The organism is uncultured Tateyamaria sp. (assembly GCF_947488715.1).
Lineage (GTDB): Bacteria > Pseudomonadota > Alphaproteobacteria > Rhodobacterales > Rhodobacteraceae > Tateyamaria.
The window spans coordinates 155,824-170,355 of record NZ_CANLAG010000005.1; the positions used below are offsets into that span (position 1 = coordinate 155,824).

Sequence of the window (14,532 nt, forward strand, 5' to 3'; positions counted from 1 at the left end):
CTATGGCGAGGCCCGGTTTTCGAATGGGGTTTCTCGCAACCGGCACGCGGGGCCGGCGAGTGGACCAGCCCGCAACACGGGCGGACTGGTCGGTCTTGTGAGTGGTGAAACCGCTTACTTCAGCGCGTCCCAGCTGTCCTGAATTTCGGACGCAACGGTTGCCGCATCCTTGCCACCTGCATAGTCCACCATGCCGGTCCAGAACGTGCCCGCACCAACGCCACCAGGCATCAGGTCGGAGCCGTCAAAACGGAACGTGGTCGCGCCCAGCAGAACGTCACCCAGCGCGCGCAGCGTGTCGTCCTTGTAGGCTTCGGTGTTGACGCCCTTGTGGGGTGTCAGGAAGCCGGTCTGCGCCATCATGATCTCGTGGCTCAAAGGCAGTTGGAAGAACTCCATCAGCGACGTTGTGGCATCCGATGGATCGGTGATCGCCATCAGCGTGCCGCCACCCAGAACCGGGTTGCCCAGATCCTTGTCCGCATAGGACGGGAAGTAGAAGAAATTGGTGTCGACACCAAACTCTACGTCCTCAGGGAAGAAGGCAGGCACAAACGACGCCTGACGGTGCATGTAGCACTGCGGGGGCGAGGTGAAGAGGCCCTTGGGGCTGTCACGGAAGTCCGTGGAGGCAACTGCACCAGCACCGCCGGATACTTTTGCGTCGTCACGGGCAAAATGGCCGAACTCTTCGATCGCGGCGATGACGCGCGGGTCATTGAACGGGATCTCGTTGGTGGTCCACTGGTCGTATACTGCCGGATCAACCGTACGCAGCATCATGTCCTCGACCCAGTCGGTCGCAGGCCAGCCTGTCGCGGCACCGGAACCCAGACCGATACACCAAGGTGTGTCGCCATCGGCAACGATCTGGTCTGTCAGGGCCTTCAGCTCTTCCATCGACTGCGGGATGTCATAGCCCGCGTCTTCAAAGTTCTCGGGGTTGTACCACACGAGCGACTTGACGTTCACGTTGTAGAAAAAGCCGTACATCTGGTCGGCGCCCGATGCATCCGCGTAGGTGCCCAGATCAACCCAGGACTGGCCAGCGGCATAGTTTTCGGCAACCCAGTCACCGGTGCCTGCGGGCAGCGGGTGCAACTGACCCTTGGACGCCATCACAGCGGCCAGGCCGGGCTGCGGGAACACGGCGACGTTGGGGGCGGAACCCGCTTCGGCGTCGATCACGATCTGCTGCTCAAAGCTGTCGGAACCGGTATAGATCACGTCCGCGCCTGTGGCCGCTTCGAAATAGGCCAGCGCGTTGTTCAGGTAGCCGTCCTCGGGTGTCAGCCAGGGGCCGAACACTGTCACGGTCTGACCGCTCAGGTCAGGCGCGCCAGCGGCCCATGCGTCATAGCTGTCCCAGCTGAACGGGCCTTCGCCCGGTGCAAAGGCCAGGTGGCCATCTGCATGAACAGTTGCAGCTGTGATAGCCAACGCTGCGGCGCTGGCCAAAAGTGTCTTGGTCATTTGTATCGTCCTCCCAAAGGTGTCCAAGCGAGCGGTTTGTCACCGGTCATAAGCACCAGACCAAAGTTGTCAAAGCGCTTTGGAATGCGCAGAACGTTGCTGAAAAATTCCCGCCTGTCAAACGCTGTGCATGTGTGTGGTGATATTATTTTAACACGGAGCGCGGGAATCGCCGAAGCTTTTGACGATTGCGTCACAGTTCGGTAGCGTCGCGGCACCTAAAGCGCTTTGGACCGGAATAGCCGTGAATCTCAAGGAACTCTCTCATCTGCTGGGGTTAAGCCAGACCACCGTCAGCCGCGCGTTGAACGGATACCCCGAGGTGTCAGAGGCCACGCGCGCCCGTGTGGTCGCCGCCGCGCAAAAACACAGCTACAGCCCGAACACCCGCGCGCAGGGGCTCGCAACCGGGCTATCGCGCTGTATCGGCCACGTGATTTCGGTGAATGATTCGGGTGAAATGGTGAACCCGATCTTTGGGGATTTCATGGCCGGTGCGGGCGAAACCTATGCCGCGCACGGCTATGACATGATGGTCACGCGCGTGGGCCAGGCGGATGAGGCGGACATCTATCGCAACCTCAAGGCGCGCGGCGCGGTCGACGGGCTGGTTGTGCATGCCCCGCGCAAGAATGACCCGCGCCTGCCGCTCCTGACCGAGATTGGCCTGCCCTTTGTGGTGCATGGCCGCTCGACCGGGGCGACGGTCGATTATTCATGGCTGGACGTGAACAATCGGCGCGCGTTTCGCGATGCTGCGGCCTATCTGACGTCGCTCGGGCACCGCCGCATCGCCCTGATCAACGGTCAGGAAGAGCTCGATTTCGCGATTCGCCGGCGCGAAGGGTTCGAGGCCGCGCTGGCCGAGGCGGGAATCGCCGTGGACCCGGCCCTGATGGCGCGCGGCGAGATGACCGAAGACTACGGCCACGCCTGTGCCGCCCGGATGCTTGATGCGCAGGACCCGCCGACGGCCTTTCTTGCGGCGTCCATCATCTGCGCCTCTGGCGTGCGGCGAGCGCTGGATGAACGCGGGCTGCGGCCGGGTGCGGATGTGTCCATTGCCACCTTTGACGACTGCCTCAGCTATTTTGGCAACGGCAGCACGGTACCTGTGTTCACCGCGATGCAATCCTCGGTACGTGCCGCCGGTGCGACGCTGGCGCAGATGCTACTGGACCGGATCGACGATCCAACCGGCCCCCACCAACAGACGCTGTGGGAGGCCGAATTTGTGATCGGTGCCTCCACTGACAAAGTTAAGGACTAGCTATGTTCACCCATAATCGTGCTGATTTCCCCAAGGATTTCCTCTTTGGGGCGGCAACCTCTGCGTATCAGATCGAGGGCCACGCCCATGGCGGGGCAGGGCGCACCATTTGGGACGACTTTGCCGCCACACCTGGCAATGTGGTGCGGGCCGAACACGGCGGTCAGGCCTGTGATCACTATCACCGCTACGAGGCGGACCTCGACCTGTTGCAGGCGGCGGGCTTTGACGCCTACCGCTTTTCGACCAGTTGGGCGCGGGTGATGCCGGACGGGCGCACGCCCAATCCCGAAGGGCTCGATTTCTACGACCGGCTGACCGACGCCATGCTGGAACAGGGCCTCAAACCCTGCGCGACCCTCTATCACTGGGAACTGCCCTCGGCACTGCAGGACAAGGGCGGGTGGCGCAACCGCGACATCGCCGGATGGCTCGGAGACTTTGCCGAGACGATCATGGGTCGCATCGGGGACCGCATGTATTCGGTGGCGACGATCAACGAGTTCTGGTGCGTCGCCTTCCTGTCGCATTTTCTGGGCCACCACGCACCGGGCATGCGCGACATCCGGGCCGCGACGCGGGCGATGCACCACGTGTTGCTGGCCCACGGCACAGCCATCGAACGGATGCGCGGCATGGGCCTGTCCAACCTTGGCGCGGTGTTCAACATGGAATGGGCCACACCCGCCGATGACAGCGCTGAAGCCGCTGAGGCCGCGGCGCTCTACGATGACTACTACAACCACTTCTACGTCTCTGGTGCGTTCAAGGGCCGATATCCAGACCGCCTGGTGGACGCACTGGGCGCCCACCTGCCCGACCGCTGGCAGGACGACTTTGCCACCATCTCGACCCCGCTCGACTGGGCCGGTATCAACTACTACACCCGTTCGATCATCGCCCCGACGGATGGCCCCTGGCCGCACCACACCTCTGTCGAGGGGCCACTGCCCAAAACCCAGATGGGCTGGGAGGTCTATCCCGATGGCCTGCGCGATTTCCTGATCCGCACGGCGGCGGACTACACCGGCGATCTGCCCCTCTTCGTGACCGAAAACGGCATGGCAAACGCAGATGTCATCACCAACGGACAGGTCCAGGACGACGCCCGCATCGCCTATTTCGAAAGCCACCTGAACGCCGTCAAACAGGCCATTGCCGCCGGTGTGCCGGTGCAGGGCTACATTGCGTGGTCCCTCATGGACAATTACGAATGGGCGCTGGGCTACGAAAAAAGGTTCGGCATGGTCCACGTCGATTTTGACAGCCTCGAACGCACGCCCAAAGCCTCTTGGCACGCGTTCAAGGCAATGCTGAACGGAGCCTGACCGGCGTTAAGACACTCTTAACCGTGATCCGGCAAGGGTGGGACATGCGCCTGACCCTCGCCCTGCTTGTCTTTGTCCTGACCCTCGCCGCGTGCAACAGCGCCGGGCCCTATTTCCGGGGCCTGCCCGCCACCACAGTCACGGTCGACGGCTCCACCTTCGACGTGCGTGTCAACGGACGCCTGGCCGAGGCGATCCGCACAAATGTCGAATACGCCCCGCGCTTTGGCCCCATCCGCACTCGCGCCAAATACGCGATGGAACAGGTCAGCGGCTGCCCGGTCAAAGAGGTGCGTGGCGATCAGGCACAGATCACCGGCATCCTGAAATGCGGCGACGACAACCGCCCGATCGACCGGTCCCGACCACAGGGTGACTACGAGTGTATCACCCTCGACAGCTACATCAGCCCGGCGACAAATGAACTGGTGCTGGACCTCGATTGCGATCTCATCTGAGCGGCAAACCGCAATATCTTGTGGATAACCCGCCTATTGGCGCACTTTCTGGGGGTAAGTCGTTGACAGACGTGCCCGCCACCGCTCACGATACCAGCCCAGTATCCACAGCACGGGCACCATATCTTGCGCTTTTCGAAACTCAGGCTCACAGGGTTCAAATCCTTTGTCGATCCCACCGATCTGATCATCGCTGATGGTCTGACCGGCGTCGTGGGTCCAAACGGTTGTGGTAAATCCAACCTGCTTGAGGCGCTGCGCTGGGTGATGGGCGAAAACCGTCCCACGGCCATGCGCGGCGGCGGGATGGAGGACGTGATCTTTGCCGGTGCGGCCACCCGTCCGGCCCGCAATTTCGCCGAAGTCAGCCTGCACATGGACAATTCCGAGCGGCTGGCGCCCGCCGGGTTCAATGATCTGGACACGCTTGAAATCGTCCGGCGTATCACCCGCGACGTGGGCAGCGCCTACAAAACCAATGGCAAGGATGTGCGCGCCCGCGACGTGCAAATGCTGTTTGCGGACGCCTCAACCGGCGCACATTCGCCCGCGCTGGTCCGTCAGGGGCAAATCGCGGAACTGATCAACGCCAAACCCAAGAATCGCCGCCGCATCCTCGAAGAGGCCGCAGGCATTTCGGGCCTCTATCAACGCCGCCACGAGGCGGAGCTGAAACTCAAGGGCGCGGAACAGAACCTTGCTCGCGTCGACGACGTGATCGAACAACTGGCGGCGCAACTGGCCCAATTGGCGCGTCAGGCCCGGCAAGCGGCCCGCTACCGCGAAATCGGCGAACAACTGCGCCTGTCCGAAGGGCAACTGCTGTACCGGCGCTGGCGCGAGGCGGACGAGGCGCGCGCCAAGGCCGACGAGGATCTGCGCGCCCGCACCACCGCCGCGGCTCAAGCCGAAGGCGCAGTTCAGATCAGCGCCAAGGCCCGGCAGGCCGCCGAGGACGCGCTGCCGCCCCTGCGTGAGGAAGAGGCGATTGCCGCCGCCGTCCTGCAACGTCTGGCGGTCCAGCGGGACACGCTCAGCGATCAGGAACGGCAAGCGGCCCAGACCATCGAAACCCTGACCCAGCGGATTGCCCAACTGGGCCGCGACATCGACCGCGAGGGTGGTCTGAACCGCGATGCGGGCGAAACCATCGAACGTCTGGAATGGGAAGCAGGCGAGATTGCCAAGGCCAGCGAGGGTCATACCGAACTGCTCGCCGCCGCATCCGAGGCCGCGCGCGAGGCGGGGCAGGTCCTGCAAACCCGCGAGGCCGACCAGTCGGAAAAGACCGAGGATGTGGCCCGTCTGGCCGCGCGTCACGGCTCTGCGCAACGCCTTCTTGAGGACAGCCGCAAAGTTGAACAGCGTTCAGAGGCCGAAGCGGTCAAGGCGCGTGCCGCCGTCGCCAACAGCCAGGCCGCGCTCGACAAGGCCGGAACCGATTTCGAGGCCGCGCAAACCGCCGCAGCCACGGCTGAGGCAACGGCGCGTGCGGCGGACGAGACCTTGCTGGCTGCCGAAGAGGCCCGCGCCGAAACCCAGTCCCGCGAGGCGGATGCCCGCGCCGAACGCTCCGAGGCCGAGGGCGAGATGAACGCGCTGCGGGCCGAGGCGGGTGCGCTGGCCAAACTGGTGGAACGCGACACTGCCGAGGGCGGCCAGATCCTCGACCGGCTGCAAGTGCAACAGGGCTTTGAAAAGGCGTTAGGCGCGGCGCTTGCCGATGATCTGCGCGCGCCCGAGGTTGACGCGGATGGCCCGTCGGGCTGGACCGTGCTGCCCGACTACGATGTGCCACAGCCCTTGCCAGATGGCGTCACGCCCTTGACGGCGCATGTGTCGGTGCCGGATGTGCTGGTGCGCCGGATGGGCCAGATTGGCCTGTGTGACGCCGATGATGCCGCCCGTTTGCAGCCCCTTCTGCAGCCGGGTCAACGGCTGGTCTCGCCCGAGGGTGACCTGTGGCGCTGGGACGGGTTCCGCGCCTGGGCCGAGGATGCGCCGAGCGCCGCAGCCCTGCGCCTGCAACAGCTCAACCGCTTGGAAGAATTGAAACAATCGCTGGAGCGCGCCACCTCGCGCGCCGATGGCGCACGGCAGGCCCACGAGGCGCTGACCGCCCGCATGGCCGACCTGACCGAGGCCGACAAACGCGCCCGCCACGCCCGCCGCGAGGCGGACCGCATGGTCGCCGACGCCGCCCGCGCCCTCAGCCGCGCCGAGGCGGACCGCAACCTGGCACAGGGCCGTCTGGAGTCGCTGGGCCTCGCCGTGACCCGCCACGAAGAGGACGCAATGGCCGCCCGCGCGCGGGTTGCCGAGGCGGACACGGCGCTGGCCGACCTGCCTGATCTCGACGCCGCACGGGCCGAAGCTGACGACCTGCGCATGACGGTCGAGGCCGCGCGCATCACCATGATGTCGCGCCGCTCTGCCCATGACGATCTGCGCCGCACCGGCGAGGCACGCATCAAACGCGCACAAGAGATCACCAAGGAGATCAGCGGCTGGAAGCACCGTCTCGAAACCGCCGAACGCCGCACCGCCGAACTGGTTGAGCGCAAGGCAAACTCCGAAGCCGAGCTGAAAGTGGCCGAGGCCACCCCCGGCGAACTGGCCGCCAAACGCGCCGCTCTGGGCGAAGAGATCGCCCGCGCCGAGGCCCGCAAGGCCGACGCAACCAATGCGCTGTCTGAGGCCGAAGGCAAACTGCGCGACGCAACACTGGCCGAACGCGAGGCCGCACGTCTCGCCTCCGAAGCCCGCGAGGCCCGCGCCGGATCCGAAGCCCGCGCCGAAGCCGCCCGCGAAACCGTGGCCTATGCCGCCGAACGCATCGCAGACGAGGCGCAGGTGACGCCCAACCAACTGCTCGGCACGCTCGACATGGCGCCCGACGACATCCCCGGCACCGAGGCGCTCGAGGCCGATGTGAACCGGCTCAAACGCCAGCGCGACGCACTGGGTGCCGTGAACCTGCGCGCCGAGGAAGACGCCAAAGAGGTGCAGGTCGAACACGACACACTGGTCGCCGAAAAGGCCGACCTCGAAGAAGCGATCAAGACCCTGCGCAGCGGCATCGCCAGCCTCAACCGCGAGGGGCGCGAGCGTCTGCTGACTGCGTTTGAACAGGTGAACTCGAACTTTTCCCTGCTCTTCACGCACCTCTTTGGCGGTGGTGAGGCGAACCTCGTGATGGTCGAAAGCGACGATCCCCTCGAGGCCGGCCTCGAGATCATGTGCCAACCGCCGGGCAAGAAACTGTCGACCCTCAGCCTGTTGTCAGGCGGCGAACAGACCCTAACGGCGATGGCGCTGATCTTTGCGGTGTTCCTCGCCAATCCCGCGCCGATCTGTGTGCTGGACGAGGTCGACGCGCCGCTCGACGATGCAAACGTCACGCGCTTTTGCGACCTGCTGGACGAGATGTGCCGCCGCACCGACACGCGGTTCCTGATCATCACGCACCACGCGGTGACCATGGCGCGCATGGACCGGCTCTTCGGCGTCACCATGGCCGAACAGGGCGTCAGTCAGCTTGTCTCGGTCGACCTGAAAAAGGCGGAAACGATGGTCGCCTGATCACAGGCGTCCAAGCAGCCCAGGCGTCGGCCACGCATCCGCAGGCAAGCCCAGCCGCTTCTGTTCGGCTTGAACCGCCGCACGCGTTCCGGACCCCAGAATGCCGTCGATCTTGCCCACATCATAACCGCGGGCCTGCAACTTCTGCTGCAACCGCTTCATCTGATCCGGTCCCAGCCCCTGATCGGGATTGCCCGCGTCATAGACTGGCGCGCCGCCCAGACGGGTGGCGAAATAGGCAGCCGTCAAAACATAGGTAAATGACTGATTCCACTCGAAATACACGTTGAAATTCGGATAAGCGAGGAACGCAGGTCCCTTGTGCCCCTGCGGCAGGATCAACGACGCAGGCAAGTTGGCCAAGGACCCCTGCCGCGCCTGCACACCCAGTTTTTGCCAGTCCGCAGATGATTTGACCGTGCTCAACCCGCTGACGCTCCAATCCATCTGGGCAGGCATCACAACCTCTTGCAACCACGGCTCACCCGCGCGCCAGCCAAAATGCTGCAACATCTTGCCGCCCGACATCAGCGCGTCGGGGGCCGAGCTTTTGAGCCGCACGGCCCCGTCGCCATCGCCGTCCACGCCGTTCTCCAGAATATCGGCGGGCAGCATCTGCACCATGCCGATTTCGCCAGCCCAGGCACCGGTGGTGCGCGCCGGGTCGAAGGCACCGCGCGCAAACAGTTCCATCGCGGCAAAGACCTGCGGGCGGAACAGATCGGGACGGCGGCAATCATGCGCCAGCGTCACCAGCGCGTTGGCCGTGTTGAAATTACCCTGAAACGCACCGTAATCCGTCTCGAACGCCCAGAACGCCAACAACACATTCCGGTCCAGTCCGTATGACCGCTCAATCCGATCGAACACGCTGGCAAATTGACGTGCCTTGGCCCGGCCTGCGTCAATGCGGCCTTGCGAAATCAGCCGCCGGGAAAAGTCGATAAAGGGGCGTTGGAACACGCCTTGCGCGCGGTCGGCCTTCAGCACGGCGGGGTCCTGCCGGACGCTGGCCAGAAACCGGTCCGCTGTTGCGGGTGGAATGCCGCGTGCGACGGCGTCGGATTTGAGGCCGGATTTGAACGCGGAAAATGATCCGCCGCACTGCGCCGCCGCCAGTCCGGGCAGGGCCAGCAACGCCAGCGCGGCTGCGCAATTTCTCAAAACACCCATGAAAATCCTCCAATCAAAACAATGGCGCACAGCGCCAGTCCCCATGCCTTCCACACGATCAGGATGGCGGCGTCAATGTCCGCCGGTCCCAGTGTGTGCCGTCCGTCCCCGTTGACCCAGGCCAGATCCTGCATCTGCCCGTCATAGCTGCGCGGCCCGGCCAGTGCGATGCCCAGGGCCTGCGCCATTGCGGCCTCGGGCCAGCCCGCGTTGGGCGACCGGTGCAGGGCCGCGTCACGCACGATCTCTTGCCAATGCCGCAGGCTGCCACCCGCACCCGCGATCAATGCCGCTGTCAGTCGGGCAGGGATCCAGTTCAACACGTCATCCATCCGCGCCGCCGCCCAGCCAAAGGCGGCATGGCGTGGGGTCAGATACCCGATCATGCTGTCGGCTGTGTTCACGATTTTGTAGACGATGATCCCCGGCAGTCCCGCCACCAGGAGCCAGAACGCCGGGGCGATGACGCCGTCGCTGAAATTCTCTGACAGGCTTTCGATGGCGGATCGGGATATGCTGGATGGTGTCGCTGTGCTGACATCGCGGCTGACGATCATCGCCACGGCCCGCCGTCCCGCCCTATCCGACAGCCGCAGACCATCAGCAACGGCGCGCACGTGTTGGACCAGCGACTTCTGAGCGAGCAATACGGCAGCAATCAGAATGCTGACCAGACCGCCCAGTTGCGACAGCGCCAGACCGATTAACAATCCGGCGCTCATCAGGACAACCAGTGCCGCAACCCCCTTGGCCCGCTGCGCAGGTGCTGCGTTCCAGTGTCGGTCCAAGGCCCCAACCAGTCGGCCCATTAGCACCGCGGGGTGCGGCACGCGCGCCCACAGCCAGCGCGGCTCGCCCGCCAGGGCATCCAACGCCATGGCCGCCGCAAGCAGGATCGCCGTCAAAGCGCCGCCTCAACTTGACCCCAGCGCGTGGCGGGTGGCAGTCCGATACGAAGCCAGTCGGATGCGTATGGAAAGGTGCGGCTCCAGACATGCCCGCGTGCCAACCGGTCCTGCCAAGCCTGCGCATCATCAACACGGTACAGCCGAAACAGGTCCGTACCACCGATCAGCGCAGCCCCTTTGGCGTCAAACATCCCGTCCAGCCGTTTGGCATCCTCTGCCAGCCGCGCGCGCGTGGCCGCTGCCCAATCGATATCCTCCAGCGCCCGCGCCCCAATGTCGAGCGCTGGTCCAGAGACCGGCCACGGCCCCAACATATCGGCCAGCCGCGTGATCATCGCCGGATCACCAATGGCAAAGCCCAACCGCAGGCCGGCCAACCCCCAGAATTTCCCAAAGCTCTTTAGGATCAGGGTGCCGGGCCGCGTGGCGCGCCCGATCAGGCTGGCCTCCGGCATCACGTCACAGAAACTTTCGTCGATGATGTGCAGGTCGGCCCGGGCATCACTCCCGCTCCATACTTTTCCGTCTGGATTGTTCGGATGCACCTCGACCCGCGCCTGTGCCTGCCCATCCGGTGCAACCGTCCACCCGTGCTGTGCAAAGGCGGCGGCGTGTTCGTTGTACGTAGGCGCGGGGATGCACACCGTTGCCGGTGCGGCCAGCCGCGGTATCTGTGAAATCAACGCCGACGCACCCGGTGCGGCCAACACCGCAGCCCCGTCTGGCACCGACCAAAAGCGGCGCGCCGCCGTCACCAGCCGCGCAGCACGGTTCTCATCGGGCAATGCCGTCCACGCATCCGCTGCGGGCATCTCAACCGGATAGGGTTCGGGATTGATTCCCGTCGACAGGTCCACCCACATGTCGCGCCGCCCGCCATACCTGGCAACAGCAGCATCCAGCCCGCCGCCGTGGTCGCGTTTTTGTGCCACGTGCAAGCCTCCTGTCCACGATCTGCCAATATCGGCGTCAATACGCCTGCAAAAAGCGGATTGCCGCGCGTTTTTCAAGGCTTTGTGAATACGTTAATTCGATTTTCAGGTCATTAATCATTTGTTAACAGAATAGGAACATCTACCGAGCCCAAGGGGCCGGGTGACGCGGGTTGTGGAGAGAAAATGGACGTACTCATCGTCGAAAGCCGGGCAGAGCTTGGCACCGTGTGGAGCAGGCACCTTGAACGGCAGGGCTATGCCGTGACCCACGTCGAAAGCCAGGACGCCGCCGTCGATCACCTGGCACAGCACAAGGCCGACATCATCGTTCTGGATCTTGTGCTGGATCAGGGCAGCGCGCTGGCCGTGGCCGATTTCGCCAGCTTTCGCCAACCCGATGCCCGCGTGATCTTTGTGACGGACACCACCTTCTTTTCAGACGGCTCGATCTTCAACCACGCCAGCAACGCCTGCGCTTTTGTACCCGCAGGCACCCCACCCGAAGACCTCGCGGCAATGGTCGAACACTACGGCGTCAGTTGATCCCGCCCATGCGGGGCATCAAAATCCAGCACCGGATTGATGGGCACGATGCGATGCGGATTGATGCTTTCGTGGCTGTAGTGATAGTGGCGCACGATGTGCCCCATGTTCACCGTCCCGGCGACGCCGGGCACCTGGAACAGCTCGCGGGTATAGGCCCACAGGTGCGGGTAATCCACCAACCGCTTGCGATTGCACTTGAAATGCAGGTGGTACACAGCGTCGAACCGCACCAGCGTCGTCCACAAACGCCAGTCCGCCTCGGTCAGCCGATCCCCCATCAGATAGCGTGACGTGGCAAGCCGCGCCTCCAGCCATTCCAGCGTGTCAAACAGCGGATGCACCGCGTCATCATAGGCGGCCTGCGTCGTGGCAAAGCCCGACTTGTAAACCCCGTTGTTCAGCGTGTCGTAAATGCGGTCGTTTACCGGTGCGATGGCGTCGCGCATCTCTTCGGGCCAATAGTCATCGGTGTTGCCGGTGATCCCGTCAAAGGCGCTGTTGAACATGCGGATGATCTCGGAACTTTCGTTGCTCACGATGGTCTCGCGCTCTTTGTCCCAAAGGATCGGCACCGTCACGCGGCCCGAAAACACCGGATCGGCCTTGGTGTAGATGTCGCGTGCAAACGGCAAACCATAAATCGTATCCCCCGTCGCCCCGGCGTCGTCCGCTTCAAACGTCCAGCCGTCGGACAACATGTCGGGATGCACCGCCGAAATGCTGATGTGATCGGCCAGTCCCTTCAATGCCCGGAACACCAGCGCGCGATGCGCCCAGGGGCAGGCATAGGACACATAGAGATGATAGCGCCCGCTTTGCGCCTTGAACCCTTCGGTGCCGGATGGTCCCGCGCTGCCATCGGCGGTGATCCAGTTGCGGAACTTGGCTTGGCTGCGCTGAAACTTGCCGCCGCTCGACTTCGTGTCGTACCACTGGTCGTGCCAAACGCCGTCTACCAACAAACCCATGCCATCTCTCCTGTCTGGTGCTTACCTCGACCTAGCCCTGCCTGACATCGTGTCCAAGGGGGCGGCCCGCGCACCCAGCCTGCGCACATGCACACGACCGACCAGAGTCACCCGATGGCCACAACCCAAAAGAGTCACAAGCCTGTCACACGGATTTAACTGGATCGTCACGGTCGCTGCGCCATGTTGCAGTGTGGGGATGGAAAGGAAGGTTTGTCATGACGACATTCGTACCGAAAGAAGTGCAAGCCGGGCTGGACAGCGCGCGCCTGCAATCACTGAAATCCGCATCGCGCCTGCGCCTGTCCGCAGATGGCAGGACCTATCCTGTGCTGCGCATGTGGAAAACCGGGTTTTCCATGCAGGCCGAAGCCGCGCCGCATCTGCGCGGCTACGTCGACCTTTATGATGGCGCGATCCACCTGTTCCAGTGTCTGATCGTCGCCTCCGACGAAGAGGCGGGCGAAATGCGCTATGAATTCAAGCGTTTGACGGCCGTGGCCGAACGGCCCGCACTGGACTTTGTTCAGGCCGAAAACGCGCCGGTGGCCCTGCTGACCAACAGCGTGGACTAACGCCAGCGAGGCGCAGGGCAATCCACTTGCCCTGCTGTTTTCAGGAGCGCCGCCTTACTGCAAATCGGCAAAGGCCTTGGCCAACCGTTCGACCGCTTCCTCGACGCGGGCGCGCGGCGTGGCGATATTGAATCGCAGCCAGCTGTCGCCGCCCTTGCCAAAGGTCGGCCCGTGGTTGACCGCGATACAGGCGTCTTTTTCGACCCGGCGGGTGAACTCCTCGCGGGTCATGCCGGTGTCTTCGAAATCCACCCAGGACAGATAGGTCGCTTCCAACGCCATGGACTTGAGGCCGGGGATTGCGTTCACGCCTGCGTCGAACAGGCGGCGGTTGCCATCCAGATAGTCGACCAGCCCGTCGACCCATGCGGCACCGTCTGGTGAATAGGCTGCGGTCGCCATGAACAGGCCAAAGGAATTGGGCGACAGGCCCAACGCGGCCATCCGTGCGGCGAATTTTGCCCGCAGGTCGGGGTCTGCGATGATCACGTTGCCGGAATGGGATCCCGCGATGTTGAACGTCTTGGTGGTGGCGGTCATCATCACCAGCCGGTCGGCAATGCCCTCGATATGGGTCATCGGGATATGGGTGTGGCCGGGCATGACCAGATCGTGGTGGATCTCGTCCGACACGAGGATCAGATCGTGCCGCTTGGCAAAGGCTGCGACGCCTTCCAACTCGGCCTTGGTCCAGACGCGCCCACCGGGGTTGTGCGGCGAACACAGGATGACCATCTGCTCGGACCCGTCCATCTGGGCGTCATAGGCGTCGAAATCCATCTCGTAACGGCCGTTCGCCTGCACCATCTCGCATTCCACCACGCGGCGACCGTTGGCTTTGATGACCTTGGCAAAGGCGTGGTAAACGGGCGTGAACAGGACCACACCGTCACCCGGCGATGTGAATGTGTCGACGCACATCGCCGTGCCGTTCACCAGCCCGTGCGTGGTAAAGATGTGGTCCGCCTCGACCTGCCAGCCATGCCGTTCGGCCATCCACCACTGGATCGCCGCGCGGTATTTGCTGTCGTCCCCGAAATAACCCATGATCCCGTGATCGACCTGGCCTTGCACCGCATCCAGCACCGGCTGGGGCGGGCGGAAATCCATGTCGGCCACCCACATGGCCAGTCCGGTGTCCGTGGGCACGCCATAGATGTCCTCCATCATGTCCCACTTCACGCAATGGCTGCCGCGGCGGTCGATCAGGTCGTCAAAGCTCATGTGGGATCTCCGGTATCTGGTTTCGCCGCAGGCTAGCGCGCCCGCGGCCAAGCGCAAGGGGACATTGCGGCCCGGCCCCGCTTGTCCTAAAT

At 63.8% G+C, this 14,532-nt stretch carries 12 protein-coding genes; 6 read left to right on the forward strand and 6 right to left on the reverse strand.

Translation table 11 applies throughout. The features are described from left to right. Positions 1 to 114: 114 nt before the first annotated feature. Complete coding sequence (locus Q0936_RS13050) at positions 115 to 1,473, reverse strand: ABC transporter substrate-binding protein (RefSeq protein WP_299142703.1); 1,359 nt, start codon at positions 1,471 to 1,473, stop codon at positions 115 to 117. 244 nt (positions 1,474 to 1,717) lie between these two features. Between Q0936_RS13050 and Q0936_RS13055 the strand changes: the two genes are divergently transcribed. The 4 genes from Q0936_RS13055 (at position 1,718) to Q0936_RS13070 (ending at position 8,111) form a co-directional block, all read left to right on the forward strand. Further along, complete coding sequence (locus Q0936_RS13055; protein WP_299295034.1) at positions 1,718 to 2,743, forward strand: substrate-binding domain-containing protein; 1,026 nt, start codon at positions 1,718 to 1,720, stop codon at positions 2,741 to 2,743. Positions 2,744 to 2,745: 2 nt separating this feature from the next. Beyond that, positions 2,746 to 4,071: a GH1 family beta-glucosidase gene (locus tag Q0936_RS13060; RefSeq protein ID WP_299295031.1), complete on the forward strand. Its 1,326-nt coding sequence runs from the start codon at positions 2,746 to 2,748 to the stop codon at positions 4,069 to 4,071. A gap of 44 nt (positions 4,072 to 4,115) precedes the next feature. Then, positions 4,116 to 4,529, forward strand: coding sequence for a hypothetical protein (locus Q0936_RS13065; RefSeq protein ID WP_299295029.1), 414 nt, complete (start codon positions 4,116 to 4,118; stop codon positions 4,527 to 4,529). 126 nt (positions 4,530 to 4,655) lie between these two features. Next, positions 4,656 to 8,111 carry an AAA family ATPase gene (locus Q0936_RS13070; protein WP_299295027.1) on the forward strand — a complete coding sequence of 1,152 codons (3,456 nt, stop codon included), beginning with the start codon at positions 4,656 to 4,658 and terminating at the stop codon, positions 8,109 to 8,111. Here Q0936_RS13070 and Q0936_RS13075 read toward each other — a convergent pair whose 3' ends face one another. The 3 genes from Q0936_RS13075 to Q0936_RS13085 are packed head-to-tail and all read right to left on the reverse strand — an operon-like array spanning position 8,112 to position 11,124. Further along, complete coding sequence (locus Q0936_RS13075) at positions 8,112 to 9,284, reverse strand: lytic murein transglycosylase (RefSeq protein ID WP_299295025.1); 1,173 nt, start codon at positions 9,282 to 9,284, stop codon at positions 8,112 to 8,114. It abuts the gene before it with no gap. Beyond that, positions 9,272 to 10,189 (reverse strand): adenosylcobinamide-phosphate synthase CbiB, encoded by a 918-nt coding sequence (cbiB, locus tag Q0936_RS13080; protein WP_299295023.1) that lies wholly within the window; start codon positions 10,187 to 10,189, stop codon positions 9,272 to 9,274. Before cbiB ends, Q0936_RS13075 begins: the two co-directional genes overlap by 13 nt. Beyond that, a complete protein-coding gene (locus Q0936_RS13085) occupies positions 10,186 to 11,124 on the reverse strand; it encodes a threonine-phosphate decarboxylase (protein WP_299295021.1) in 939 nt (312 codons plus the stop codon). Before Q0936_RS13085 ends, cbiB begins: the two co-directional genes overlap by 4 nt. A 186-nt stretch (positions 11,125 to 11,310) precedes the next feature. Between Q0936_RS13085 and Q0936_RS13090 the strand changes: the two genes are divergently transcribed. Beyond that, positions 11,311 to 11,670 (forward strand): response regulator, encoded by a 360-nt coding sequence (locus tag Q0936_RS13090; protein WP_299295019.1) that lies wholly within the window; start codon positions 11,311 to 11,313, stop codon positions 11,668 to 11,670. Here the strand turns inward: Q0936_RS13090 and Q0936_RS13095 are convergent. Beyond that, a complete protein-coding gene (locus tag Q0936_RS13095; RefSeq protein WP_299295017.1) occupies positions 11,655 to 12,641 on the reverse strand; it encodes a glutathione S-transferase family protein in 987 nt (328 codons plus the stop codon). The genes Q0936_RS13090 and Q0936_RS13095 overlap by 16 nt on opposite strands. 218 nt (positions 12,642 to 12,859) lie before the next feature. Here Q0936_RS13095 and Q0936_RS13100 point away from each other — a divergent pair, with 218 nt between their 5' ends. Next, on the forward strand, positions 12,860 to 13,216 hold the full coding sequence (locus Q0936_RS13100; RefSeq protein ID WP_299295015.1) for a hypothetical protein: 357 nt from the start codon (positions 12,860 to 12,862) through the stop codon (positions 13,214 to 13,216). A gap of 54 nt (positions 13,217 to 13,270) precedes the next feature. Here the strand turns inward: Q0936_RS13100 and Q0936_RS13105 are convergent, their stop codons facing one another. After that, on the reverse strand, positions 13,271 to 14,440 hold the full coding sequence (locus Q0936_RS13105; RefSeq protein WP_299295013.1) for a MalY/PatB family protein: 1,170 nt from the start codon (positions 14,438 to 14,440) through the stop codon (positions 13,271 to 13,273). Between the last annotated feature and the right edge of the window lie 92 nt (positions 14,441 to 14,532).